The 26,021-nt window shown below is 40.2% G+C and carries 16 protein-coding genes; 7 read left to right on the top strand and 9 right to left on the bottom strand.

Translation table 11 applies throughout. The annotated features are described in order from the left end of the window. The first annotated feature begins 63 nt into the window (after nt 1–63). The 4 genes from WJR50_RS27200 to hslV all read left to right on the top strand — a co-directional run bounded on the left by WJR50_RS27200 (nt 64) and on the right by hslV (nt 5,734). Nucleotides 64–1,164: a glycosyltransferase gene (locus tag WJR50_RS27200; RefSeq protein ID WP_341296471.1), complete on the top strand. Its 1,101-nt coding sequence runs from the start codon at nt 64–66 to the stop codon at nt 1,162–1,164. 136 nt (nt 1,165–1,300) lie between these two features. Then, nucleotides 1,301–3,247: an alginate lyase family protein gene (locus tag WJR50_RS27195; RefSeq protein ID WP_341296470.1), complete on the top strand. Its 1,947-nt coding sequence runs from the start codon at nt 1,301–1,303 to the stop codon at nt 3,245–3,247. Between the two features lie 191 nt (nt 3,248–3,438). Then, entirely contained in the window at nt 3,439–5,130 is a 1,692-nt protein-coding gene (locus tag WJR50_RS27190; protein ID WP_341296469.1) for a pyruvate dehydrogenase complex dihydrolipoamide acetyltransferase, read from the top strand. Between the two features lie 64 nt (nt 5,131–5,194). Then, complete coding sequence (gene hslV / locus WJR50_RS27185; RefSeq protein ID WP_277487643.1) at nt 5,195–5,734, top strand: ATP-dependent protease subunit HslV; 540 nt, start codon at nt 5,195–5,197, stop codon at nt 5,732–5,734. 104 nt (nt 5,735–5,838) lie between these two features. Here hslV and WJR50_RS27180 read toward each other — a convergent pair whose 3' ends face one another. Then, nucleotides 5,839–6,564, bottom strand: a complete 726-nt coding sequence (locus WJR50_RS27180; RefSeq protein ID WP_341296468.1) for a DUF8692 domain-containing protein — start codon at nt 6,562–6,564, stop codon at nt 5,839–5,841. Between the two features lie 417 nt (nt 6,565–6,981). Here WJR50_RS27180 and WJR50_RS27175 point away from each other — a divergent pair, with 417 nt between their 5' ends. Continuing rightward, the gene (locus WJR50_RS27175; protein WP_341296467.1) at nt 6,982–7,611 is read left to right on the top strand and encodes an NUDIX hydrolase; all 630 of its coding nucleotides are present in this window, start codon (nt 6,982–6,984) and stop codon (nt 7,609–7,611) included. An 84-nt stretch (nt 7,612–7,695) separates the two neighbouring features. After that, the gene (locus WJR50_RS27170) at nt 7,696–10,320 is read left to right on the top strand and encodes a cation-translocating P-type ATPase (protein WP_341296466.1); all 2,625 of its coding nucleotides are present in this window, start codon (nt 7,696–7,698) and stop codon (nt 10,318–10,320) included. A gap of 8 nt (nt 10,321–10,328) precedes the next feature. On the opposite strand, the gene WJR50_RS27165 is transcribed toward WJR50_RS27170, so the two are convergent. The 3 genes from WJR50_RS27165 to WJR50_RS27155 form a co-directional block, all read right to left on the bottom strand. Beyond that, nucleotides 10,329–10,589 (bottom strand): hypothetical protein, encoded by a 261-nt coding sequence (locus WJR50_RS27165; protein WP_341296465.1) that lies wholly within the window; start codon nt 10,587–10,589, stop codon nt 10,329–10,331. 169 nt (nt 10,590–10,758) lie between these two features. Then, nucleotides 10,759–12,972: a M56 family metallopeptidase gene (locus WJR50_RS27160; protein ID WP_341296464.1), complete on the bottom strand. Its 2,214-nt coding sequence runs from the start codon at nt 12,970–12,972 to the stop codon at nt 10,759–10,761. Further along, nucleotides 12,969–13,364 carry a BlaI/MecI/CopY family transcriptional regulator gene (locus tag WJR50_RS27155; RefSeq protein ID WP_341296463.1) on the bottom strand — a complete coding sequence of 132 codons (396 nt, stop codon included), beginning with the start codon at nt 13,362–13,364 and terminating at the stop codon, nt 12,969–12,971. The genes WJR50_RS27160 and WJR50_RS27155 overlap by 4 nt, the downstream gene beginning before the upstream one ends. 232 nt (nt 13,365–13,596) lie before the next feature. Here WJR50_RS27155 and WJR50_RS27150 point away from each other — a divergent pair, with 232 nt between their 5' ends. Next, nucleotides 13,597–16,098 carry a zinc-dependent metalloprotease gene (locus WJR50_RS27150; RefSeq protein WP_341296462.1) on the top strand — a complete coding sequence of 834 codons (2,502 nt, stop codon included), beginning with the start codon at nt 13,597–13,599 and terminating at the stop codon, nt 16,096–16,098. An 8-nt stretch (nt 16,099–16,106) separates the two neighbouring features. Here the strand turns inward: WJR50_RS27150 and WJR50_RS27145 are convergent, their stop codons facing one another. The 5 genes from WJR50_RS27145 to WJR50_RS27125 all read right to left on the bottom strand — a co-directional run bounded on the left by WJR50_RS27145 (nt 16,107) and on the right by WJR50_RS27125 (nt 26,018). Beyond that, nucleotides 16,107–16,475 (bottom strand): hypothetical protein, encoded by a 369-nt coding sequence (locus WJR50_RS27145; protein ID WP_341296461.1) that lies wholly within the window; start codon nt 16,473–16,475, stop codon nt 16,107–16,109. Nucleotides 16,476–16,568: 93 nt separating this feature from the next. Beyond that, nucleotides 16,569–19,049, bottom strand: a complete 2,481-nt coding sequence (locus tag WJR50_RS27140; protein WP_341296460.1) for an ABC transporter permease — start codon at nt 19,047–19,049, stop codon at nt 16,569–16,571. Nucleotides 19,050–19,135: 86 nt separating this feature from the next. After that, a complete protein-coding gene (locus WJR50_RS27135) occupies nt 19,136–21,547 on the bottom strand; it encodes an ABC transporter permease (RefSeq protein WP_341296459.1) in 2,412 nt (803 codons plus the stop codon). A gap of 79 nt (nt 21,548–21,626) precedes the next feature. After that, the gene (locus WJR50_RS27130) at nt 21,627–24,026 is read right to left on the bottom strand and encodes an ABC transporter permease (protein WP_341296458.1); all 2,400 of its coding nucleotides are present in this window, start codon (nt 24,024–24,026) and stop codon (nt 21,627–21,629) included. A gap of 171 nt (nt 24,027–24,197) precedes the next feature. Next, nucleotides 24,198–26,018: a pyruvate kinase gene (locus tag WJR50_RS27125; protein ID WP_341296457.1), complete on the bottom strand. Its 1,821-nt coding sequence runs from the start codon at nt 26,016–26,018 to the stop codon at nt 24,198–24,200. Nucleotides 26,019–26,021: the final 3 nt, after the last annotated feature.

Here is a 26,021-nt window from a genome sequence, read left to right as displayed (position 1 = left end):
TTGTTATGTAATAAAATTGTATTTTTCTACTTTTGTCTATCATAAAATTACTCTGCAAAATTCATGAAAATTTTAACAATTACGGATTCTTTTCATACAGGTGGCAAAGAAAGAAGGTTAATAGAACTCTTAAAAGGCTTGGTCAAAAGAAATATAGAGTGTGAGTTAATCGTACTTTCCGATGTAGTGCAATATGAAGAACTCTATGAACTGGGCATTCCAATTCATTTTTTAAAACGTAGTTACAAAAAAGACGTCAGTATATTCAAAAAGATATACGATATAATAAAAAAGTCTGATCCGGATATTGTTCAAAGCTGGGCTACTATGGCTTCAGTGTACGTTACCCCAATTGTAAGGCTGCTAAATATCAAATTTGTAAATGCTACCATAGCTGATGCCCCTAAAAACAAAAGTTTGTTTGATCAGGCCATGATCAGAAAAAAAATTACTTTTCCTTTTTCACATGCGATAGTAGGAAATTCAAAGGCTGGGTTAAAAGCCTATAATGCACCGCCTTCCAGAAGCTATGCCTTTCATAATGGTTTTGATTTAAAGAGAATAGGAAGATTGCTTCCTAAAGATGAAATCCGTAAAAAGTTCTCTATACAAACCCAATATGTAGTGGGAATGGTAGGTAAGTTTGAAGATCGTAAAGATTATGCAACCTACATCAAAGCTGCCCTCAAAATTGTTGAGAAACGAGATGATATTACATTTTTAGCCATTGGAGATGGAAAGAACCTTGATAGTATGCAAAAAATGGTGCTTGATAATCAAAAGGATAGAATTATTTTTACGGGCAGACAGTCAAAAGTAGAATCCATTATTAATCTTTTTGACATCGGCGTTCTCACTACCAATGATATGGTCCATGGCGAAGGAATTTCTAATGCTATTCTGGAGTATATGGTTTTAAACAAACCCGTGATAGCCACTAAAGGAGGAGGTACTTCTGAAATTGTAGATGATCAGCAAACTGGTTTTGTCATCACGCCATTTGCTGTAGATGAGTTGGTAGAAAAAATTGAACTGTTGATTGATAATGAAACGCTTAGGTCTGAAATGGGAGATGCCAGTAAGCAAAGAATCCTGGAGCACTTCAGTTTAGAAAAAATGACCGAATCATATATTCAATTGTATGAAAAGCTAATCAATAATTAACTTTAGTTGTTTGCAGAAAAAACCATAAGAGATTCATTATTTTTAATATATCAAAGGATAGTGTAAATAAAGCGCTATTCAAGTTAACATTTACGAATTTTTAGCCATTCAAATAACTTAAGCTAACAAAATTTATATGTCACTTTCTTGGTACTACTACCGGCTTCGTACAATGTCTTTACCAGAAGTTGTTTTTCGTGCACAGCAATTCTACCAAAAGAAGAAAGAAAAAAAACAGCCTTCAGAAAGATTACCGACACAAAAAAATCTTCTCCAATTACCCGAAAGAGTTTTACCAATCCATAAAGTTGAAATAAAAAATGATAAGCAGGAAATTGAAATTTTTGGACAGCACTTTCCCTATGATACTTCTATAGACTGGCATCTTGACATTTCATCGGGAAAAAGATTTCCCATGTCCTTTTCTAAGGATATTAACATAAGAACTGAAGAATTTGGAAGCGCTAAACATGTCTGGGAAGTCAACCGTCTGCAGTTTCTTACGCTTATTGCCTTACAATATAGAGAAAGCAAAGAGGAAAAGTATCTTCAACAATTTCTTGACCTTACCAAATCCTGGATAGCGTCAAATCCCTACCTTAAAGGAGTAAACTGGTATAGCAATATTGAGGTCAATATCCGATTGATTGTATGGTTCTTTTGCTGGGAAATATTGGATGTAAATCAACTAGTAGAAAAAAACTCTGACTTTAAAAGCTTTGTAGAAGATGAATGGTTACCCTGCATATATCTGCATATGCGATACAGTTTCCAAAATCCTTCCAAGTATTCGTCGGCCAATAATCATCTGATAAGTGAACATGCCGGTCTATTCATCGCTTCATGTTTCTGGATTTTTGAAGAATCGGATAAATGGAGAGCTCATGCCCAGGTAGGCCTGGAACAGGAAATAATATTGCAGCATTCTAAAAATGGCGTAAACAAAGAAGAAGCCGCTGAGTATATACAGTTCATTACAGATTTTTTCCTAATACCCTATGTAGTTGGCGAGCGTTGTGGTTTTTCTTTCTCAGAAAGATATCGTGAACGCTTAGAAAGCATCTGCGAGTATATTTTCCAAATGATGGACCTTAGAGGGAATTTAGTTTACTATGGGGATGAGGACGATGGGAAAGTAGTAATCCTGGATGCTGCTCCTAATTTTGACAATTTCAAGTCTATCCTCACCTCAGGAGTGATTCTATTTGATAAACCGCAATGGAAGTGTCAGGATAATGATTTTGATACTAAAAATGCTATTCTTTTAGGAGAAGAAGGTAGAAAGAAGTACGAACAAATTTCACCAATTTCTGTAAACAGCAATTCAAAATTTTATATTTCAGAAGGGCATTTTATCCTACGAAAGCAAGAGAGAAAAGAAAATAAAGAGGTTTTTGTTCATTTTGATGCGGCTCCTCTGGGGTTTCTCTCCATTGCAGCTCACGGACATTCAGATGCCTTATCTTTTGTACTGCATGTAGATGGTTATCCTATTATCACTGATTCAGGTACTTATACTTACCATACAGAAGCAGAATGGCGCAAGTATTTTTTGAGTGCTCTGGCCCATAATACAATTCGTATAGATCAGGTGGATCAGGCAATGAGTGCAGGACCTACCATGTGGCTGAATCATTATCAAACAAAAGTGCTTGCCCAGGAAAGTAATGCCCATATTGATATGGTAAATGCAAGCCATGATGGCTATAAAAAAATGGGCGTGGTACATAAAAGAAAACTGCAGCTTAACAAGGATGTAGAAGAACTGGAAATTACTGATGAGCTAGTGGTTAAAAATAAAAAATCTCATATCGTTGAAATGCCTTTGCATTTGCATCCATCAGTAGAAATTGAAAAAAAAGGCACGCATCAGGTTTTGTTAAAGCATAAAAATGCACGAACAGTAGAACTCAATATACCCGAAGTAATGTCTGTAGAAATTGTGAAAGGAAGTACTGATCCTATATTGGGCTGGTATTCACCTTCATTTCAAATCAAGGAGCCCACAACTGTCGTTTATTGTAAATGTGATATTAGCAGCACTACAGAATTTTCAACCTTGATCAAAGTACTTGATAATTAGCTTAGTAGAAGTCCCGGCCTAACTTTTTTAAAAAGCATCACATCACTGTATATTAGCTATTTAATAAACAAATAAGGCTTTTTCTCATTGATATAGTTTATTATCATCTGTAATTTGGCTTCGTTTTTTGCATATTGCAGTGTGCTTTGAACAAAATAACTTTAGGCAAATAAATATTCCTAACTAAATCTATGGCAGAAATTATCAGAATGCCCAAGATGAGCGACACCATGGAAGAGGGTGTGATCGCGTCTTGGCAGAAAAAAGTAGGCGATAAAGTCGAGTCTGGCGATATACTCGCTGAAGTAGAAACCGATAAAGCAACAATGGAGCTTGAGTCATTTGAAGACGGAACCTTGCTTTATATCGGAGTAAAAGAAAACGAAGCTGTACCGGTAGATGGAGTTATAGCAATAATTGGGGAAGAAGGAGAAAATATCGACAGCCTGTTAAAGCAAATTGAAAGCGGAGAATCTACTGCATCTGAAGACGATGATGAGTCTGATCAAGCAGATGATGAAAGTAAAGAAGAAGCTGAAGAATCAGTGGATGCTTCGGATGTTAATGCTACTGTTGTCACCATGCCTAAGATGAGTGATACGATGACAGAAGGTGTAATCGCTTCCTGGCTAAAGAAAGTAGGTGACAAAGTTGAATCCGGAGACATACTGGCTGAAGTGGAAACTGACAAGGCTACTATGGAACTTGAGTCTTATGAAGATGGAACCCTTCTTTATGTAGGCGTAGAGGAAGGTGGATCGGTTGAGATAGATGGTGTAATTGCAGTAATAGGTGAGGAAGGGGCAGATTATGAAAAACTATTAAAAGCTAGAAAGTCTAAGAAAAAAGGCGGTGAAGAGCCCAAAAGCGAAGCAGAAAGTAGTGCTTCCAACGGTCAGGATAAAAGTGAGGCTGAGGAAAAAAATGCTCCTGCCTATACGCCGACTCATGCTGAAGAGAGCAGTGCTTCAACTTCTGATAGTGGACGTGTAAAAGCATCTCCCTTAGCACGTAAAATGGCAGCTGATAAGGGTTTCGATATTTCTAAGATAGCTGGTTCAGGAGAGAATGGAAGAATCGTCAAAAAAGATATAGAGAGCTATAAGCCTTCTGCTGCTCCAGCAGCCGACCAACCCGCCGCTGCCCAAAAAGATACAGCCAAACAAGCCGCTCCGGTTAAGCTTCCTGAAATAGTAGGAGAGGAACGCTATGAAGAGGTAAACGTATCTCAAATGCGTAAAACCATCGCGCGCAGATTGGCTGAAAGCAAATTTACTGCGCCTCATTTTTACCTTACCATGGAGATTAACATGGAAAAAGCAATTGCTGCGCGTAAGAGTATGAATGAGATTGCTCAGGTAAAAATATCTTTTAATGACATAGTAGTAAAAGCAGTAGCTGCTGCGCTGCGTCAGCATCCTAAAGTGAATGTTTCATGGAGAGGAGATAAGATGCGTTTCAATCAACATATCAATATTGGTATTGCTGTAGCAGTAGATGAAGGACTTCTGGTTCCCGTGGTTCGTTTTGCGGATAACAAAACCATTTCACATATATCTGCTGAAGTAAAAGATCTTGCTAACAAAGCTAAAAACAAACAATTACAACCTAAAGATTGGGAAGGCAGTACTTTCACTATTTCCAATCTGGGCATGTTTGGCATAGAAGAATTTACTGCTATCGTTAATCCACCGGATGCCTGTATCATGGCAGTGGGAGGTATCAAAGAGACTCCGGTAGTAAAAGACGGGCAGATCGTTCCGGGCAATGTCATGAAAGTTACGCTCTCTTGTGATCACCGTGCTGTAGATGGTGCCATTGGGGCCGCTTTCCTTCAAACTTTTAAATCTTATATGGAAGATCCTATCCGGATTTTGATATAAATTAATATTGCTTAAAAAGGCTTGATACATATGTGTTGAGCCTTTTTTAAAAAAACATTTTATGATGCCAAAAGTAAAATCAACTACAGTCCTCGCAGTTATTCACAACGGAAAAGTAGCGATAGGAGCAGACGGACAGGCTACAATGGGAAATACTGTTGCCAAAGGAAATGTAAAGAAAATCAGGAAGCTTCAGGAAGGTAAAATCATTACAGGATTTGCTGGCTCTACTGCTGACGCATTTACCCTGATTGGCCGATTTGATGAGAAGTTAGGAGCGTATAGCGGAAATATGAAAAGAGCAGCGATAGAACTTGCCAAAGACTGGCGCACCGATCGCTATCTCCGCCGTCTGGAAGCCATGATGATCGTTTGTGATCAGGATGAAATTTTAGTCATTTCTGGAAACGGAGATGTTCTTGAACCTGACAATGGAATTGCTGCCATCGGTTCAGGAAGTATGTATGCTCAATCTGCGGCAATGGCTATGAAAAAGCATGCCCCACAACTATCTGCCAAAGAGATTGTCACTGATGCCCTTCACATTGCTGCAGATATATGTATTTATACAAATCATAATCTGGTAATTGAAGAGGTAGAGTAAAAAATTAATAAAATCTAGATTTCGTTACCATCTCACTGCTAATTATTCACAATTATTAGCAGTTTTTTTTTAGAACGATTAACTGAAAAATGCTACAATACTGATTATTGATTAGCAGTTTCTGAATCATTGAAGAAAAATGACAAGTTGAAATTGCCCACTTCATTTTTTAGATATTTAAAAAAAGCATACAAAAAAATAATTACTCCGAGCATCTCCATTGTTTCTTCAATGATATACTCAAGTGGATAATAATCACTTACCCCCACTAAAGTTGAACCGATACTTTCCATTACCATTCCTCCACCAACAAATACGATACTAGCAATAATCAGCAATTTTTTATATTTATAAGGAAGGTGAAGCAAAAAGGGGAGATAAAAATATGCAAGGATAAGGAGAAAGATGGAAAATGGAAGAACCCAAATAAACCCACCAATAGTATTCTCTACACCAAGAAAAATGGAAGTATATCTTCCGACTCTTTCATGAATACTTGCCAGTTCATCAGTACCCAGAAAGAAAAAAAGAAATGAGATGAAGAACCAGTGTTTATAAAACTTGTTTTTTTTATCGTTACAAAGGCTGATTAATAGTACAATTAAGCCTGTAAAAATCAGATTCATACCTGAAAAAAATGATGGGAAATTATTTTCCTCATTTAAATCAATGAAAGTGATAAGCTTCGGAAGTATGCCCTGATAGATGAGAAATTGCTGAATCAAATTTAGCAGAAGCAAAGAAGCGACAATGATCAACTCTATATTGATAATTTTTTTATAATTAACTCTGAGTGATATTTTCTTGTTGTAATTAGTAAAAGATGGCATGGACGGTTGTTAAAAATATTAATGCAGATTAATGTGCATTTATCACAATGTAAGCTGTTGAAAAGTAGTGATTCTTTTAGTCTAATGAAACAAACAAAACTTTGTTATAAGTTAAATTAAAATTATTATCATTTTAATATAAAGAGCGATTCTTAAATGGTTATTAGCCTAGCAAAATGAAAATTGATAAACCTGATTCCCGGGTTTGTTTATTACAAAACCGAATTCTATCCGAGAAGTAACCTTTGCAAACACTTGACAATTGGTAAGCGGAGAGTAATATTTATTGTCAATGTGCGGCGCTCAAAACCATATAAATAAAATACATAAACGGAAAAGCTATAAATACACTAACTGCTGTACGCCTTAAAGTAGACAAATTAAATATAGCTTTTTATATAATTCTGAATGCTGAATATGGAAATTGATTCTATAAAAAAGTTATTAACAGAAAGGATAGCCCGGAGCCTGCCTGGCTGGGAGGCCCATCTTAAGATGTCTACGCATATGCATAAAAATGCAAGGCTTACTCCACCCAGGCATACCAGGCGGGCTGCTGTACTTATTTTACTTTTCGTTCAGGACAATCAATTATGGATGCCGTTAATACAGCGACCTATATATGATGGAGTGCATAGTGGGCAGATGGCGCTGCCAGGTGGTAAACATGAACCGCAGGATACAGACCTAATAGCAACTGCCTTACGCGAGACTCATGAAGAAATTGGGGTGAAAGTAGATCGTAAGTTTGTGTTAGGAGAATTGTCTAAGTTGTATATACCGCCAAGTAATATTACCGTCTCTCCAATCTTAGCTATGATTGAGAACCAACCCTCTTATTTACCTGACCCACTAGAAGTAGAAGATATCACAGAAGTGAGTGTCAATGCATTACAAGCTCCCGAAAATTATGATGTAAAAGATATAAAAATCTATGATGGGCGAGTACTAGAGGCACCATCCTTTCAAATTAGAGGAAAAACTATTTGGGGGGCTACTGCTATGATGCTTAGCGAACTACTTTTTTTACTCAATGAGCTTGATTAGCATAAAACACTTCTCTAAATTTTGAGTTTAGCCATATATATCCGATAATTTTTTTAGCTATTACTTTTTAACCTAACAATTACCTTGGAATACTACCTGCAGTCCTCTGAGAATACTTTTGAAGAACTAAGTTCATCACCGGAGGGAATTTCTGAAAGCGAGGCCAAACAACGATTGGAAAAAGACGGGCCCAATGAGCTTGATACAGAAACAAAGATTAATAAGCTCAAAATACTCATCAATCAATTCAAATCTTTTATCATTTACATCATGCTTTTTGCACTGGTGTTGTCCCTGATACTGGGTGAATATTCTGATGCAATCGTGATAGCCGCCATACTTATTGCCAATGCGATCATCGGTTATTACCAGGAAGTAAGCGCCCAGGAGTCTTTACAGGCATTAAAAGAGATGGGCATAGTGAAGGCTAATGTGGTAAGAGATGGCAAAACCAAAGAAATAGACTCTAAATACTTAGTCAAAGGGGATGTGATTTACCTGAAAGCCGGAGATAAGGTGCCGGCAGATGTAAGAGTATTTGAAGCTAAAGAGCTAAAAGTAGAAGAGTCAGCGCTTACCGGCGAAAGTTTAGCGGTTGAAAAAAGTGTAGATAAGCTTGATGAGGATGTGCAGATCGGGGATCAGTCAAACATGCTGTTTTCTTCTACCAATATTCAGAGTGGAACAGCCAGAGCAGTAGTAGTGAGAACCGGCATGGAGACCGAGATCGGCAAGATCACCGAGATGGTTAAAACCTCAGAAAAACAGCTCACCCCCCTGCAGAAAAGACTGGATAGGTTTGGTAAACGTCTTGGTTTTGCAGTCATCGGCATATGTATAATTGTACTTGCAGTGATTGGGATACGCGATTATCTGGAAAATGGCTTTTCATGGAATGCTATACTTGATGCTTTATTGGTAGCAGCAGCATTAGCTGTAGCTGCAGTTCCTTCAGGCTTACCGGCAGTAGTGACTATTGCACTAAGTGCAGGTGTAAAAAAATTGTTGAAGCGCAAAGCACTGGTTCGCGAACTGTCTTCGGTAGAAACGCTTGGTTCTTGTAATGTGATATGTTCTGATAAAACCGGTACGATCACCCAGAACCAGATGACGGTAAAAAAAGCCTGGACATTGGAGAGTGAGACAGAAATTGAAGGTTCTGGTTATGAACCTGAAGGAGAAGTGAAAGAAGAGATATCGGCACTACTTTTTGAAATTGGGAAAGTCTGTAATAATTCTTCAATAGGGAAAGAAGAAGGGGAATGGAAAATCTCAGGAGATCCTACAGAAGCAGCTTTATTAGTAGTGGCTGATAAAGCCAAAATAAATGGTCAGGTCGAACGTCTGGACGAAATCCCTTTTAACTCTGACCGAAAGCGAATGAGCGTTCTGGTAAAGAAAGATGGTAAAGACTATGTCTATACCAAAGGTGCGCCCGATCAGATTCTGGAAGTATGTTCGCATGCAATGAATGGAGATGAAAAAGTAGAGCTGAACGAAGAAGTCAAGAATAGTATACAAGAGCAGGTAGATAACTTTTCCAAACAGGCGTTGAGAGTACTGGCCTTTGCATATAAAGAAAATAACGGAGAGTTTAAAGAAGATGGGCTCACATTTGTCGGCTTACAGGCAATGATTGATCCACCCCGCCCAGATGTAGTTGATTCTATTGAGATTACAAAAAAAGCAGGTATCAGAGTGATTATGATTACCGGTGACTATAAGGAAACGGCAAGTGCCATTGGTGATGATGTAGGCATAGAAGGAGAAGTACTTACCGGGGCAGACCTGAGTAATATGTCGGATGAAGAACTGGAGTCTCACCTGGAGAAAGGTGCTAGTGTTTTCGCTCGTGTGATTCCCGAACATAAGCAAAAAATAATTGCAGCTCTCCAGAGAAATGGAAATGTGGTGGCCATGACTGGTGATGGTGTTAACGATGCTCCTGCCTTGAAAAAAGCAAATATCGGTGTAGCAGTGGGTTCAGGTACTGATGTGGCTAAGGAGGCATCAGACTTTGTTCTTATGGATGACTCTTTTACCAACATTGTACATGCCATTGAAGAGGGAAGGGGTATCTATGACAATATACAAAAGGCAATCATGCACCTATTGTCTGGTAATTTATCTGAAGTGCTTATTATTTTTATAGCTACTCTACTAGGTTGGAACTTACCACTTACAGCCATTATGTTACTTTGGATCAACCTAATTTCAGATGGGGCACCTGCTCTGGCTTTGGCAGTAGATCCTTATGGAGATGATATAATGGAGCGGAAGCCTAAAAAAGGGAGCTCTGGAATTCTTCCTAAGCCAGAACTCATTCTTACCTGTATTCTGGCAGTAATTTCTACCATTGGTGCACTAATTCTTTTTTACTGGGTTGGAGGAAACGATAAAGAACAGCTACAGCTAGCCCAGACTACAGCATTTACATACGTTGTAATCTCAGAATTCATATTGCTATTAGCAGTGAGGAGCTACTTCTCTATACCAATATTTACCAATAAGTGGTTATGGATAGGCGTAGCAACCAGCTTAGTACTTCAGGTGATACTGATTTATGTACCCGGTATCCGAGATATTTTTGAACTGGAAATGCTGGGAGGAAGAGAATGGATAGCTATCGGCATTGCCTTAGGTGCAGTAGCCATTTTATCATTCACTACAAAGACGATCATCAAGAAGAAAGTAAAAATGCAAAACTGATTATCAAGCTAGGCAGGAAAAGTGTTTAGTTTGATATCGGACAAGTAGGGATCCAGCAATTTGTTGTCAGTAAAAGAAACAATATCCCCTATATAATCATATTTGCTGTTATACCAGATCTCTACAAAAAATTTACCGTTGTGATACAGGTTAATCCTGAAGCGACGCTGATGATCGTAATGAAAGCGGGTAGCTAAAAAAGTGCAGCGGTTCCACACATATTTGCACTTCTTCTCTCTGGGTAATTTTTCAAATTCGTGGCTTGTCATGTTCCTCTACCTCCTGTTACTATTACTCAAATTGATTGTATTCTATTGTGTCACAAAACTAATTTAAAGCAAATTAAAGTGAAACTCAACGAATATTAAACTTGAATTTCAATAAAAAACACAGCCAACCCAGCTGTGTTTTAATTTATCAAATGGGTATGATCAATAATTATTCTGCCACAAGGTTGATACTTAAAGTAGAACCTTCTTCATACCTAAATACATCATTGTCTTTGAGCCAGTCTAGATATTTCTGATAGAGTTGATCAGATTGTTTTTTATCATTCAGAAAAAAGCCCTCATTTGAGATTTTGAAGCTATATCTTTCCCCCGGCTCAATAAGGCCATCCTCTAAAAGCTCAGATTCAAGGGCCTGATTTGCCTTATCAAAACGACTTTCCTGCCTCTCCATTTTCTCCTCTTGCTGTCTCATTAGTTTTTCCTGCTCCTCCATCTGTTTCATTAATTGCTCTTCCTGCAATTTCATTTGTTTCTCCTGTTCACGCATTTGGTCTTCATCAAGCTTCTCCTGTTTCTGCATGAGTTCTTTCAGTTGTTCTAACTGTTCTTCCATTTGCTCATCCATCACTCTTTTCTGCTCCCTTTGCTCTACCTCTTTTTCTTCCATTAGCTCCCGAATGATCTCTTCCTTTTCTCTCATGAGCTTCTCAAATTCTCTTTCTTTTTCTCTCATAGAAGCCGCCAGTTCTCGCAGCCTCTTTTCCAAAGTAGTGTCCTGTAGTATATTGGCAGGTTTTAATGTTTTAGTACGTAAACGCATATCGTTCAAAACAGAGTCAAGCCTTATTACAGTCGGTGATATTGCCTTGCTTAGCCCATGGATTTGTATCAAAGAATCAACGTCAAACAAATATATTCCAGATGCTGAGGGTGGGGCAGGCAAATGATACTGCTGGGTTGAATTGAGTTGCTTCAATCGCTGCAAACTTTTCACCATGTTGCTGTCTGTTAGAGAAAACATGTAGGCATGAAGTGAATCGGGATGCGGAGTATTAGGAATTGCCAGATTATGCAGAGCCGAAAGGCTATCACTCAACTGACGCAGTATGGTAATGGTTGATAAATTACCTTCTTTTGTGTTTGGCAGAGTATCAGAATTTATATCAGAAATATCAATATCCAGGTCCAGGTCAATCTCTTTATCCAAATTATCTTCTTCAGAAATTTCTACCTCCTCATCAAACTCAAGGTCTATGTCATTATCAATGTCCACTTGTATTGAAGTATCCAGCTTTGCTAAGGAATTGGGAAATTGAACCGCTTCCCATGTATCTAGTACTTTATCGCCGTAGCGAAATGCTATACTTTCCCCACTTGCGCTTAGTAGAAGTAGTATTGCCACTATCAGACTGACAGATACAAAGCGAGCCATCGGATTTCCGTCGTTTTTTCCCGGTTCCAGTATTCTTTCTATTCTGTGTAATAGGCTACTTTTTCCTCCATTAATCGCCAGAGCCATACTGCTATGTTGAAGTTTAGCTTCTTCCACACTAGCCAGAGCTTTTGCATAGGTAAGAGAGCTTCCGCAAATGCCAATGGCCAGGTCATCGCAGCATTTTTCTCTTTCATAGCGGATTACATTGTTGATCCACCAGATTGCCGGATGGAAAAAGAAAATAATTTCAAATAGGGATTGTAGGAGGTTGATCCAGTAGTCTTTTCTGTAAACATGGGCAATCTCGTGAGCGATGATTGCTTCTAACTGATCTTCAGGTAGCCTGCTCAGCATTGAAGCAGGGATGAGGATAATGGGTTTCAGGTGCCCCAACATCATCGGAACTTTAGCCATATGAGATACCATCACCTTTACATTTTGCTGAAGTCTCAGACACTTCGTCATCCAATGCACCTTGTTTTGCCAATCTTCAGCAAGAGGTGTTACCCATCTTTTCTTAAGCCTCTCAATGTAGATCAATGAACCTGCAAACTTTAAAGAAAATACCAATACACCCACTACCCATCCCAGGACAATCCAGTGCAGATGAGAATTAATATATAATTTTGCCTGATCAACGAATGATGAAAATTGCCAGCTTTGGTTAGCTGCTTCAGAAGCTGTTGCTCTCTCGTAGGTAATCTGGAAAGGAGCAGCGCTAAAACCACTTCCCAGGTAAATTTCATCTTGAAGATTTTTCAATTCAGGCTGATGATGAAAATAGAGGTCTAGGAATGTGGTACCCGAAAGTATGCCTGTAAAGAGCAGGGCAGTGACCCCTAAAATGTATTTGATATTGGGACTTAACTTATTAGAAAATACGATTACGAGGTACAGAAAAAGTGCGATTAAGGAAGACTGCCAAAGGCTGTGGAGTAAGGTCCAACCCAGTGCATTGATTAACTGATCTAAAGTTGCTTCTTTCATTTTTCACCTCCTTCAAGTTTATTGATGAGTGCTCTGATTTTTTGTAGATCTTCTTTAGATGTTTTACGATTACCTAATGCCTGCATCACCAGATTCATGGCTGAACCTCCGAAAGCACTTTCCATAAAACGATCCAGTAACATTTGTTGTGTTTGCTTTTGCTGAAGTTGCGCATGATAAATATGGCTACGACTTTCCTCATCGCGGGTGAGCATGGCTTTCTGTACCATGTTCTGCATGTTTTTCAAGGTAGTGGTGTAGCCAATATCTCGCTTCTCAGCCAGTTTTTCATGTACTTCTCTTACCGTGGCCGGACCTGATTGCCAAAGTACCTGTAGTATTTCCAGCTCCGCTTCGGTAGGTTTGGGGATGTTGTTTTCTTTGTCTTTCATAGTTGTACGATTATTATCGTACTTCAATAATATACGATGTTTGTCGTAATTGCAAATAATAGTACGATAAAAGTCGTACACAACACAGGTATTTTTTGCAATTATTTGATAATGAGTAGATTAATTATTTGTTGGTATCTTTTAGATAATTGGTTTAATTCGCAGTGTGGCATACTTTACCTAAATTTTTTAACTGCCACAAAGGAATAATAGATGTAAAAACGAGCCAATAATGAAGAAAAACAGAATTAATTACCTAACTCTAATCTTGTGTATGCTTTTGGCCGGCTGTTCGGTATTTAAAGGAGCATCTTCCAAAAAAGATGCTGATGCTGAAAATGCTTCTGCCAAAGAGGATGAAAAAAATGGTGAGTTCACCGCTTACGATGAAGTGATCACTGAAGAAGCCCAGACAGACAGCGGGCTTTTTATTGTGCATAAGGTAGAAGACAACTATTACTTCGAGTTGCCCGATACCTTGCTGGAAAGAGAAATACTTTTGGTCAGCAGAATTTCTGGGGTAACACCGAATTTAAGTTTTGGTGGTGCCGGAATGAAAGCGCGTTCTCAGCAGGTTATCCGCTTTCAGCGAAAAGACAAGCAAATATTGATGCGCCATGTATCTTATACCAATGTGGCGGATATGGAGCAGCCCATCTACCAATCGGTCAAAAACAACAATTTTGAACCGGTGATTCAGAGTTTTAAGATTCAGACGATAGCCGAAGATTCCAGCACGGTGGTGATAGAAGTGGATGATTTTTTTACCTCTGATGTTCCTCTCATCAGTGCTTTGAACGATTCTCAACGTAAGAACTTCAAAGTGAAGAACCTGGACGGAAGTCGTAGTTTTGTGCAGCATATGCACAGTTATCCCAAAAATGTGGAGGTACGACATGTACTTACCTATAATGCCGATGAGCCTCCCGCAGATGCTGAATCAGGTACGCTTTCCTTGGAAATGAATCAGTCCATGATACTTTTACCGGAAGAGCCTATGATGCCCCGTCTGGCTGATAACAGGGTAGGCTACTTCAGCATAGAGCAGTATGATTATGGCATGAACAAGCAGAAGGCTTTTCAACGCGAATATATCACCAAATGGCAATTGGTACCCAAAGACGAAGAGGCCTATAAGCGGGGAGAATTGGTGGAGCCGGTAAAACCCATCGTTTATTATCTTGACCCTGCCACTCCCATGGAGTGGAGACCTTATTTGAAACAAGGCATAGAAGATTGGCAAAAAGCTTTTGAAGAAGCTGGATTTAAGAATGCCATCATTGCCAAAGATCCGCCCAGTGAAGAAGAAGATCCTGAATTCTCTCCTGAAGATGTGCGCTATTCTGTAATTCGTTACATCACAACACCCATCCAGAATGCGCAGGGACCTCATGTGCATGATCCTCGCACCGGAGAGATCTTGGAAAGTGATATACTTTGGTATCATAATGTCATGAATCTGCTGCGCAACTGGTACCTGGTACAGACAGCAGCAGCAAATCCTGAGGCTCGTAATGTGGAATTTGAAGAAGAGCTGATGGGGCAGCTTATTCGTTTTGTGGCTGCTCATGAGGTAGGGCACACGCTTGGACTTCCTCACAACTGGGGTTCCAGTTATGCTTATCCGGTAGATTCTCTTAGGTCGCCTTCATTTACTGCTACGCATGGTACTGCTCCATCTATCATGGACTATGCACGTTTTAACTACATCGCTCAGCCGGAAGATGGAGTGACAAATTTTTTCCCAGCCATAGGAGAATATGATAAGTGGGCGATCAAGTGGGGGTATACCTATTTTCCTGACAAAGAGTCTCCAGAAGCGGTTGAGGAAGTATTGGATGAGTGGGTGAAAGAAAAGGCAGATGATCCGGCCTATTTTTATGGTCGCCAGTCCGGAGCTAAAATTGATCCACGCTCACAAAATGAAGATTTAGGTGATGATGCTGTCAAAGCGAGTGGCTATGGATTGGCCAATCTAAAGCAAATCATGCCAGAACTGATGGAATGGACGTATAGAGAAAACGAGACCTATGAGGAGCTACAGGAAATATACGGTCAGCTAATTTCGCAGTGGTACCGCTATATGGGGCACGTAACCAAGAATGTAGGAGGAGTATACGAAAACTACAAAACCTACGATCAGGAAGGTCCCGTTTATGAAGTAGTTTCCGAAGATAAGCAAAAGCAGGCCATGAAATTTCTGCTCCAAAATGCCTTTGAAACACCGGAATGGATGATCAACGAAGAAATACTGACCAGAATTGAGCATGCAGGAATACTGGACAGAATCAGGAAGTTTCAGGAAAATGTACTTAATGATCTGATGCACCCTCAGCGACTGGCGCGTCAACTTGAGGCGGAAGCTTTGCATGGACAGGATACCTATACTGCGCTGGTAATGATGGATGATCTGAGAGAAGGCATATGGTCGGAAATTTACCGGGGACAAAATATTGATCCTTACCGGAGAAACCTTCAGAGAGCCTACCTGGAAAGAATGGAATTTCTGTTGGACAATGAATTGGGCAGCATGTCTGATAATTATAAAGAGTACTACGGCTGGACCGATGTAGACGTTAGCCAATCGGATATAAGAGCCATAGTACGTGAGGAGTTGAATATGCTACAAAATGATGTAGGACTAGCACTTCGCCGAAATACAAATCGTGAAACCAACATCCACCTAGATGACGTGCTTTACCGAATCGAAAAGATATTGGACAAAGAAGAATAAAGGTTCTTTTATCGCTGTAAAAAAGCTGAAAGGTTACGGGCTTCGCTCGTAACCTTTAATTTATTCTGCTTAGGAAAAGGCGAATAAGTCAGTGCGATTTCATTGATGCTTTTTATGGCTTGAGGGTCGTTTTCATCAAACAGCCAGATACCCACTATTTCTTTACCTTGACGCTTTAAGGTAGCACCTACGAGCGTATATTGTGAATTTTGCTCTACCTTCTGAGCGGCCACATTGGTAGGCAATACATCACCATTTAGATTAAGACTAACTGCCTCTATCTGAAAGTCAGTAGGAGCAATAATTTTTGTAGAGTCAAAATCCTGACAGGCACTGACCAGAAATGCCAGCATGATAAGTGGGAAAATTCGCGACATAACACAAGGGTTTAGTTATTGAACGTAAGTGCTGGCATTCTGTTTTGTACTAACTGATTATTCCCATCAAAATGACTATTGGCTTACTTCAATTCATTCATACCGCAGTGATTGTGAGGGATTAGTAAATGCTGCTCTAATGGTATGTACGGATACTGTGAGTAACGCCAGAACCATTACCAAAATAAGCGGAAGAATCAGCAGCCACCAACTGATTTCAATGCGGAAAGCATAGTTCTGCAACCACTTGTACATTGCCCAATATGCAAAAGGAATAGCAATGATACCGGCAAGGAGTATTAACTTGACAAAATCTCTGGAAAGCAGTCTAAGGATACTGCTGACCGATGCACCCAATACTTTGCGAATGCCAATTTCCTGGGTACGTTGCACAGCCGAAAAAAAAGACAAGCCTAAAAGTCCCAGGCAGGCAATGATTATGGCGAGTACAGAGAATAAACCGAAAATGCTGGCAAAGCGTTGGTCTGACTGGTATTGGCGGTCAAAATAGGTATCCAGAAAATAGTAATTAAAAGGGTTGTTGGGTAATACTTCTTCCCACTTGGCTTTCAGAAAAGCAATAGTATTGCTGATAGAAGTTGTTTGTGTGGGATCAATTTGTATGACATAGCTACCATCATATATTTCGTTAAAAAAAGCAATGGGTTCATAATCATTTTGTAAGGCATTTTGGTGAAAATCAGGAGCCACCCCGATGATTTCATAGGATGTAATTCCCCAATTGTTGATTACACCAAATGTTTCACCTATGGTAGCTTCTGGTGAACTGAAATCCAGCAACTGTGAAGCCGACTCATTGATTATGACTTTGTGTTGGTTTTGTTCTTCAATATCAGAAAAATTTCTGCCGGCCAAAAGTTGAATTTCCATGGTTGGAAAATAGTCAGCGTCTATACTGATGTCTCGGATTTCTTTAACATTTTCTTCATCCCTGCCAATCATCCGGGTTTCACGATCTGTTTCACCAGGTACGTAACTGGCCGCGCTTACCGCTTTAATTGCAGGATTAATAGTGGCTACATTTCGTAAGTTTTTAACAGTTTGCAAAAAAGAAGTTTCCTGTTCCATCACATTGGCACCTTCAATGATTAGTTTTTGGGTGGTCTCAAATCCCAGGTCCTTCTCTTTCATGAAAGTAATCTGTTGGTAAATGACCATTGTCCCGGTGATCAATATCAGGGAAATAGCAAACTGAAAGACCACCAGTACTTTTCTGATGTTAAGGCCTTTTACCGGAGAGCCAAGCTGATTTTTCAGGACTGTAGTAGGACGAAAGGAAGAGAGTATCAGGGCAGGGTAAAGGCCGATCAATACTGTACTAATAGTAAAGGCTCCTAAAATGATTGCCCACAGCCAGGCTAGTTCAGCTGAAAATAAGCTGAAAGATATTCCACTCAGATTATTGAAATAGGGAGTACTGAGCTGAATCAGGGTAATGGCTAATACAAAGGCGACAGTATTGATCATGGCTACTTCCAGCAGAAACTGCCCTAATAGCTGAAATTTTCTGGCGCCAACTACTTTTCGTAGTCCTACTTCTCTGGCTCTGCTCACGGCTCTGGCGGTAGACAGATTAATGTAATTGATCCAGGCAATGCTTAGGGTAATGAATGCAATTATGCCCATTGCATAAACCCACCTCACATTGCCCGTTGCAGTAGGTTCATTGAGCAGGTTAGAATGTAGATGAATTTTCTGTATGGCTTGTAATTGATATATGTCTTTGGTGTTCTCTGCCTGATTTCGGCTCTGTATAAGATCAGTAATTTTTTGTCCAACCTCCTCAGAACTGACTTCACCATTCAATACCAAATAAGTATACCAGGCATTGGGGCCCCAGGCAGTTTCAAACATGCTCAGCCGTTGTTCTTCCGGTATTTCTTCTGGTAAAAAGTAAGGTAGGGTAGCATGAGAAAAGATGATATCATAATTCAGGTGTGAGTTTTGGGGAATATCTTCATAAACACCTGCCACTTCAAAATTGACCTTACCTTCTTTGGTAGAATTATAAGCAGTGATTGTTTTGCCAATGGCTTCCTTTTGCCAGTCTTCTCCAAAATACTTTTGGGCAATAGATTTCGCTATGATCATCTGATGAGGTTGTGCTAGCAGGGAGTCGCTTTGTTTAACCAGCAAATCCAGAGAAAAGTAGGGGATAAAATCAGGGTCAGCAAAAATGACATGCTCTTCTTTAAAAGTTAGCGGCATTTCTTTTTCATTCGGCTGATAGATCAGGGTGCTGCTTTTGGCCCAGTAAGCCAGCCGGAAATAATCCTCTACGCCGGGTATCTCACCCATAATAGTAGGACCCAAGGCTGGTACGGTAAAAGCATTTCTGTATTCCAACTCTCCATCCTGATAGCGATCTACCCTTACCCTATAAATATTTTCCCCTTCCTCCTGAAAAGTATCGTAACTCAGTTCAAACTGTACATACTGAAAAATCAGCACAAAAGCGGCTATGCCAGTCGCCAATCCGAAGATATTGATAAAAGAAAAACCCTTGTGCTTGATCAAGTTTCTCCAAGCGATTGTAAAATAGTTTCTCAGCATAAATGTTATGGATTAGTGATGACTAATGAAGAATGTATAATGACTGATGACATTAATTACATAGTCATCATCCATCATTAAAAAATCTATTCGTAACGCAGTGATTTGGCCGGATCAGTGAAAGCGGCTTTGATGGTATGGAAGCTTACTGTAAATAATGTAATTATGATTAAGACCAGCACCGGAGCTAATAAAAGCCACCATGAAAGCTCAAAATGGAAAGCGTAGTTTTCCAGCCATTTTTGTATTACCCAATAGGCCAAAGGAATTGCCAATATGCTGGCAATTATGATCAGCTTGATAAAATCCCTGGAGAGCAAAGTAAGAATGTTGCTAACCGATGCACCCAGCACTTTTCTAATGCCTATCTCTTTGGTGCGTTGAGTAGCCATAAAAGTGGACAGCCCAAACAAACCCAGGCAGGCTATAAAAATAGCCAAACCAGAAAAAATGCGGAAAAAGATGTTAAACTGCTGCTCGGCTTTGTACTGCCGGTTGAAAAACTCATCCAGAAAGAAGTAGTCGTAAGGACTGCCAGGAAACAATTCCTTGTATGATGCTTTGATTTGCTTAAGCGTTTCGGCTATCTGTCCACTTTCAACTTTTACTGAATAATAATTGTGCTGCCTGCTACAGTAAAATAAGGTTGGGCTGATAGCTTTTTTCAAACTTTGGTGATGAAAATCTTTGACTACCCCGATGATCTCTCCTTGCTGGCCGTTTCTGTCAATAATTTGGGAGAGCGCCTCCTCAGGTTTGTCAAATCCAAAAAGGCGCATTGCTGACTCATTAATTATCCATTTGGGTTGTGCCTCTTCGGTAAACATTCGTCCACTGAGAAGTGGGATGCCATAATGAGCAAAGTAATTTTTGTCTACATAATTCAGAGAAAAAACGCCTGCTGTTTCTTTACCATTCAACAAAATATGATCATTATAATTATAAATCTCATGTCCGGGCACTACAATGGAACCCGATACACTTCTTACAGAGGCTAGAGAGGTGACTTTGTTTTCAAATGCAGCAAAGTTGTCTCCGAAGCCATAATCATATGACTTTGCACCTTTGATGACTACAATCTGCTCCGGGCTGAAGCCCAGCGATTGCTGCTGCATAAAACGGATTTGTACGGTCGCGGCCAATGTCAAAGCAATCAGCACCATCGTGATGGCAAACTGTCCGGTGACTAATGTTTTTCTGAGCGTGCCCCCTGATCTATCTCTGCTCATGTTTCCCTTGAGGACCTTTGCTGGCTTGTAGCGAGAGAGGACAAAAGCCGGATAAAACCCGCTACTCAGGATGAGAAAGAGTAGTAATAAGGCAAAAGATATCCATAGAATAGTTTGACTTTCATGCATAAAAGCAAGTTTCACATCAAACAGCTGAGCAAAGTAAGGGGCTGTTATTTGCAATAGTGTAATGCAAAGAATACCTGCAATCAGGTTGACCATCAATGATTCCAGAAAAAACTGAGCGATCAACTGCCCGCGATACGCACCGGAAACTTTTCGTATGCCTACTTCTTTGGCCCGGTTGAGGGCTTTGACCGTTACCAGATTGACAAAATTGATATACGCGATCAGGAGTATCATCAGGCCTACTACTGCCAGAAAATAGACATAAAAAGCATTGCCGTTGACCGAAGATTCATGCTGAAGGTCAGAATGGAGGTGAATATCAGTGATGGGTTGAAGCCGGTAATGCCAGTCCATGTGCTGTTCTTCCATATAGGCCTGGTTGAAACGCTGTACTACTTCAGAAAATCTGGCTTGCAGCATTTTGGGATCAGCATGCCCATTGAGCCGGACATAGGTATAGGTCTCATTCCATGTCCAGGATTCGTCAAACTGATGGCCAACGAATTCAAAAAGAGTAGGATAGGAGATCAGTACAGCAGGCTGTAAATGGGTGTTTTCCGGAAAGTCTTCAATAATACCTGTTACTTTGAATGGAAAAGAGGTTTCATCAAGATTTGCTGCGTTGAGCACCACATCTTTCCCCAGCGGATTTTCATCCTGAAAGAGACTCCGGGCAGTACTTTCGGTGATCACGATAGAAAAAGGCTCATTTAACGCCGTCTTCGGATTACCCCGTATCAATGGATAAGAGAATACATCAAAGAAAGCAGAGTCAGCCAGATAGACTCCGGCTTCGCCTTTGTACTTATTTTCATACGTCAGCACAGCATCCGGTCCCAGAATAATCATACGCGTGTAGTTTTCAACCTCTGGAAATTCAGCCTGAAAAGCAGAGCCTACTGCCGGTGACACTCTGGCAATGCGGGTTTGCTGTCCCTCGTTTTTATGAATATCCAGTGTTACCCGATAAATGTCTTCCGCACGGGTATGGAAATCATCATAGCTCAGTTCATAACTCACATACTGTAAAATCAGTATACAGGCGGCCATCCCAATAGAAAGTCCAGAAATATTGATCAAGGAAAAAACCTTATTCTTGAGTAGGTTGCGGTAGGCTATTTTTATATAATTCCTAATCATAATGAAGGATGATTATTGATGAATGAATAATAGCTAATGATGATTGTAGAGTGGCTGGAAATAACCTACTCAATAAAATTTACTCATACCGCAGCGATTCCGCCGGATTTGACATCGCTGCTTTGATAGTTTGAAAACTGACGGTGAAGATCGCAATTAATAGCACCACTCCTCCTGAAATAAAAAGCAGGTCCCAGGACACTTCAAAATGATAGGCAAATTCACTAAGCCACTCCTGGGTCGCCCACCAGGCAAAAGGTGCTGCAACTACAAAGGCAATACCTACCAGTCTGAGAAATTTTCTTGAAATCAGCCACGTAATCTGACTTACTTTGGCTCCAAGCACTTTGCGAATGCCTACTTCTTTGATTCTCTGCTCTACTGAGAGGTTGGTCAGACCAAACAAGCCCAGGCAGGCAATGACGATTGCCAGTAAAGCGGCAATACTGATGATCTCACCGGTTTTGGTATCAGCCCGGTACAGTTCTTCAAATTTGTCTTCCAGAAAATGGTATTCCAGCGGATTGGCCGGATCAAATTGTTGTGTGACCTCCTCAATGGCAGCAATAGTTTGCGGTATATCTTCTGTACCAATTTTTAAAGTATAGTAATCAATCGGGTAATGGGGATTCCGATAATAAGTAATTAGTGTGGGCGCTATTTTTTCGTGAACGGATTTAAAGTGTACATCCTTGAAAACCCCAATTATTTCGGCCAGGAAGGGTTGATCCAGTTCATCCTGATTAAAATGACTAAACTCAATGATCTGCCCAACAGGATCACTCAATCCCATCGTTTTGACTGCCGTTTCATTGATCAGAATTTTAGCTGAGTCGGCAGAGGTATGTCTGAAATTTCGCCCCTGCGTTAGTTGAATGTCATAAGTGGGTAGAAAATCCTCATCACCTGCGAAGTATAGAAATTCAACCAAAGCATTCTCTTTTTTCGCACTGATGCTGGAAATCCATTTCCATTCACCAGGCACCCTTGTGGTAGCAGTTACACTTTTCACATTGGGCAAAGCCTGGAATGTTGCTTTTACGGTTTCGTATTTCTCCCTTAAAATCTGGCTGTTGATGTCTACTGTGACCAATTGCTCACGATCATATCCCAGATCGGTATTGCGTATAAAATTCATTTGCCGGTAGTTGACGATGGTAGCGGTGATCATTACAATGGCAAATGCAAACTGCGCGACGACCAGCAACTGACGAAGAGATGTATTTTCTCGGGAAGTAGAATGCTGCTTAAGAATCAGAGATGGTTTGATTCGAGACAAATAGAAAGCAGGATAAGCCCCTGCCAGTATACCGGAAACGATGCCTACTACTAGTAAAATCAGCAATATGTAACTATTAAAAAGATTAAGCTCAAGTGTTTTCTCAGCCAAATCATTGAAATAAGGCATCAGCAACTGTACCACTGTAACGGCCAGCACCAGGGTAATGAGCACTATCAGGATGGACTCGCCCATAAACTGATACATCAATTGTTTACGGCTGGCGCCTACGGTTTTGCGCAAGCCGACTTCCTTAAAGCGCTTCATGGCTCTGGCGGTGGAGAGATTGACATAATTTATAAATGCGATGAGCAGAATCAGCAGGCCAATTCCAGTAAAAACATAGACATAGGCTATATCCCCGGGTACTATATAATCCCCTTCCAACTGTTGAGAGTGAAAGTGTATATCTGGCAATGCCTGCAAACTGAAATGATTGTTTTGAAACGCTTCTGGCCTGTTTGCATTTGCCAGGGTAGTCAGTTGCTCGGCAACAGCTTCAGGTTTGGCCTCATCATCTAATAGCAGATAAGTGGCAAATGCATTAGAGGACCAATCACTTTCTGCACTTTTTCTAAAGCTTTCAAATGTAAAGGCAGTGGCCATTGAAAAAAATAGTGCAGGCCTTATGTGAGTGTTAGAAGGAAAATCTTTGATTAGACCGGTAACGATGATTTCATCTTCAAACCAACTGGCATACATACTTTTACCTAGCGGAGATTCATTACCAAAATATTTTTTGGCAAGACTTTCAGTAAGCACTACCGAATACGGTTTATCTAAGGCAGTATCCGGGTTGCCTTCAATAAACTGGCAGTCAAAAATCTGAAAGAAAGAAGAATCAACGGCTAAAAAGTTTTCGTAAGCCCGAAACTCATTGTAACCAAGGGTAAGCCTACCAAAAATATTGAGCCTGACAGCATTTTCCACTTCAGGTACATTTTCTATGGCTGAGGGTGCGATAAGGGTAGCAACACCTGGCACCTGTCGTTCACCATTCTCATCATGCAGGGTTTCTGTAATTCTGTAAATTCTATCGGCTTTGCTGTGGTACTGATCAAAGCTTAGCTCATCTATAACATATAGAGCAATGAAGATCACAGCGATAAAGCCTAAGGAAAAACCTATCAGGTTGATTAATGAAAAAACCTTATTCTTCAGCAGATTGCGGTAAGCTATTTTAAAGTAGTTTTTTAGCATAATGGTTAATGATAAGTGACTAATGATCAATCATCAATCATTCTTCATTAAGCAATGAAAAAGCTATGCCAAGCCCTTCAATTGATCCTAGGGCAGGTTTAAAGCTTAAACTATCGTTTCAGTGTTTCATTCTAAAACGATAGTTGTACCATAATGATACACATTTAAAAGTTACTTATTTTTCAATTCCAGGTTTTGTACGATGCTTGAGCTTTTTTTCTTTTGTTTTTCTACCCTTCTTGAGATTGCTCCCAGCATCTCAATAGCTCTAATAATGTAATCGCCTTTGTTCAACATAATACAATCGGCCTGGTCAGCCATGGCAGCATCTGTGATTTCAGCACGTTTGGGTATACCTTTTTTGGCTACGCCTTCCAGTACCTGTGTGGCCCAAACGTTGGGAATATGCGCAGCCTGACACAACCACAAAATTTCTTCCTGTAGAACAGACATACGTTCCCAGCCGATCTCAACTGCCAGATCGCCTCGGGCAATCATAACGCCTACCGGATAATGCTGTAGGGCTTGGAGTAGCAGCCAGGGTAGTTGGTTGACAGCTTCTTCGGTTTCTATTTTCAGCATGATGCCTATGTTGTTGGCATCTCTTTGCTTCAGTTCATTCAGAAAATCCGATACATCTTCCGGACTACGAACAAATGATAAATTGACGATATCTGTATGTTTCACTACGAAGTCCAGGTCCTGCTTATCTTTTTCGGTCAGCCCACTGATCTGCAAATCTGTATCTGGAAAGTTGATACCCTTATTTTCTTTAAGAGTGCGCTTACCATTTTTTGCATGAGTGATTTCTATGTGTAGCTCATCTTCAGAGGTTTCGAGTACTATTCCTTCAATTTTACCATCGTCAAAACGTACTGCCTGATCTTTTTTTACACTTTTGAAAACTTCCGGTAGTGTACAGGAAATATGTGCAGGAGAAGCGAGCTCTCCATTATCATCATATCGGGCAGGCTCGCCCTCCTGATTTTTTCCGTGCAAGATCAGCGTATCTCCTTCTTTGAGATAAATCTTTTGTCGGGTATTGGGTAGCTTGCCTACTTTTGCATTAGCAACCTTCTTCCCATTCTGCCAAAGCTCAAGACTAAGTCCGGTTTCAATGTAAACTTCTTCCTCAAAAGAAATGACTACACCCTGATCGTCTACATCAACAACTTTGGCTTCCTGCTTCACTTTACGGGTATCTTCAAAACGTATGTTGTCTCCCACATTAAGCTGGGCAAGCCAATCCTGGTCAACAGGTACCTGCAAAAATTCTTCACTGGTATCTATTTCTGTTACCAGTTTTAATAAGCCCGGAGAGATGGTTTCTCCCCGCTCATCTCGTACTGGCTTGATCTGAATCAGCCTAGGTCCTTTCTGAATACTTCCTGTCCTTATCTTTGGCCCACCCAGGTCCATCAGAATTTTACAGGGCTTTTCCAGTGCTTTACTGGCTTTATGCACATGTGCAATGATACGTTTCCAGACATCGGCATCATCTTTTGCACAGTTAATACGGGCGCAATCCATTCCGGCAGCTAACATTTCATGGACCAACTGGTAGTCGTCTGCCATATCGGTATCCATAGTGACCATGGTATAAGCCCTTTTGGGCTGAGGCTCCGGTCCCAACAGGGCCTCTCTGTGTTTTTTCATTAATGCCTCTCCCTCATGAATAGAAATTAATGGCTTAGGCTCTTGGTAAGAGCGCTCCTGGTAGTGGTATAGGATGCTTTGCACAGCACTCATGTTAGCCAGCACATGACTTTCCGCATGCTGCAGCGAGGAAATACCAAGTTCAGAGAGAGCGTCCTGATAGTTGCTGATGTCTTCATTCCTCAAAGCCAGATAATGAAGAAGGTTCCGTGCACTTTCTTGTGCGTCAGGGTTTACTTTCTCAATCAGCTCTGCGTATTGTTTTTCAAGTTCACGGACAAAGTTTTCTATAGCTGAGAGTCCTTGACTCAGTTTTTGCAATATTGACTGATCCATACG

The organism is Catalinimonas locisalis, assembly GCF_038039535.1.
In the GTDB taxonomy this organism is placed as follows: domain Bacteria; phylum Bacteroidota; class Bacteroidia; order Cytophagales; family Cyclobacteriaceae; genus Catalinimonas.
The sequence above is the reverse complement of the archived record's forward strand: the minus strand, read 5'-3'. Positions and strand labels throughout refer to the sequence as shown.

What these genes read in the sequence shown, in the direction of transcription:
- WJR50_RS27200 (WP_341296471.1), top strand. Translation starts at nt 64, where the DNA reads ATGAAAATTTTAACAATTACGGATTCTTTTCATACAGGTGGCAAAGAA.
- WJR50_RS27195 (WP_341296470.1), top strand. Translation starts at nt 1,301, where the DNA reads ATGTCACTTTCTTGGTACTACTACCGGCTTCGTACAATGTCTTTACCA.
- WJR50_RS27190 (WP_341296469.1), top strand. Translation starts at nt 3,439, where the DNA reads ATGGCAGAAATTATCAGAATGCCCAAGATGAGCGACACCATGGAAGAG.
- hslV (WP_277487643.1), top strand. Translation starts at nt 5,195, where the DNA reads ATGCCAAAAGTAAAATCAACTACAGTCCTCGCAGTTATTCACAACGGA.
- WJR50_RS27180 (WP_341296468.1), bottom strand. Translation starts at nt 6,564, where the DNA reads ATGCCATCTTTTACTAATTACAACAAGAAAATATCACTCAGAGTTAAT.
- WJR50_RS27175 (WP_341296467.1), top strand. Translation starts at nt 6,982, where the DNA reads ATGGAAATTGATTCTATAAAAAAGTTATTAACAGAAAGGATAGCCCGG.
- WJR50_RS27165 (WP_341296465.1), bottom strand. Translation starts at nt 10,589, where the DNA reads ATGACAAGCCACGAATTTGAAAAATTACCCAGAGAGAAGAAGTGCAAA.
- WJR50_RS27160 (WP_341296464.1), bottom strand. Translation starts at nt 12,972, where the DNA reads ATGAAAGAAGCAACTTTAGATCAGTTAATCAATGCACTGGGTTGGACC.
- WJR50_RS27155 (WP_341296463.1), bottom strand. Translation starts at nt 13,364, where the DNA reads ATGAAAGACAAAGAAAACAACATCCCCAAACCTACCGAAGCGGAGCTG.
- WJR50_RS27150 (WP_341296462.1), top strand. Translation starts at nt 13,597, where the DNA reads ATGAAGAAAAACAGAATTAATTACCTAACTCTAATCTTGTGTATGCTT.
- WJR50_RS27145 (WP_341296461.1), bottom strand. Translation starts at nt 16,475, where the DNA reads ATGTCGCGAATTTTCCCACTTATCATGCTGGCATTTCTGGTCAGTGCC.
- WJR50_RS27140 (WP_341296460.1), bottom strand. Translation starts at nt 19,049, where the DNA reads ATGCTGAGAAACTATTTTACAATCGCTTGGAGAAACTTGATCAAGCAC.
- WJR50_RS27135 (WP_341296459.1), bottom strand. Translation starts at nt 21,547, where the DNA reads ATGATTAGGAATTATATAAAAATAGCCTACCGCAACCTACTCAAGAAT.
- WJR50_RS27130 (WP_341296458.1), bottom strand. Translation starts at nt 24,026, where the DNA reads ATGCTAAAAAACTACTTTAAAATAGCTTACCGCAATCTGCTGAAGAAT.
- WJR50_RS27125 (WP_341296457.1), bottom strand. Translation starts at nt 26,018, where the DNA reads ATGGATCAGTCAATATTGCAAAAACTGAGTCAAGGACTCTCAGCTATA.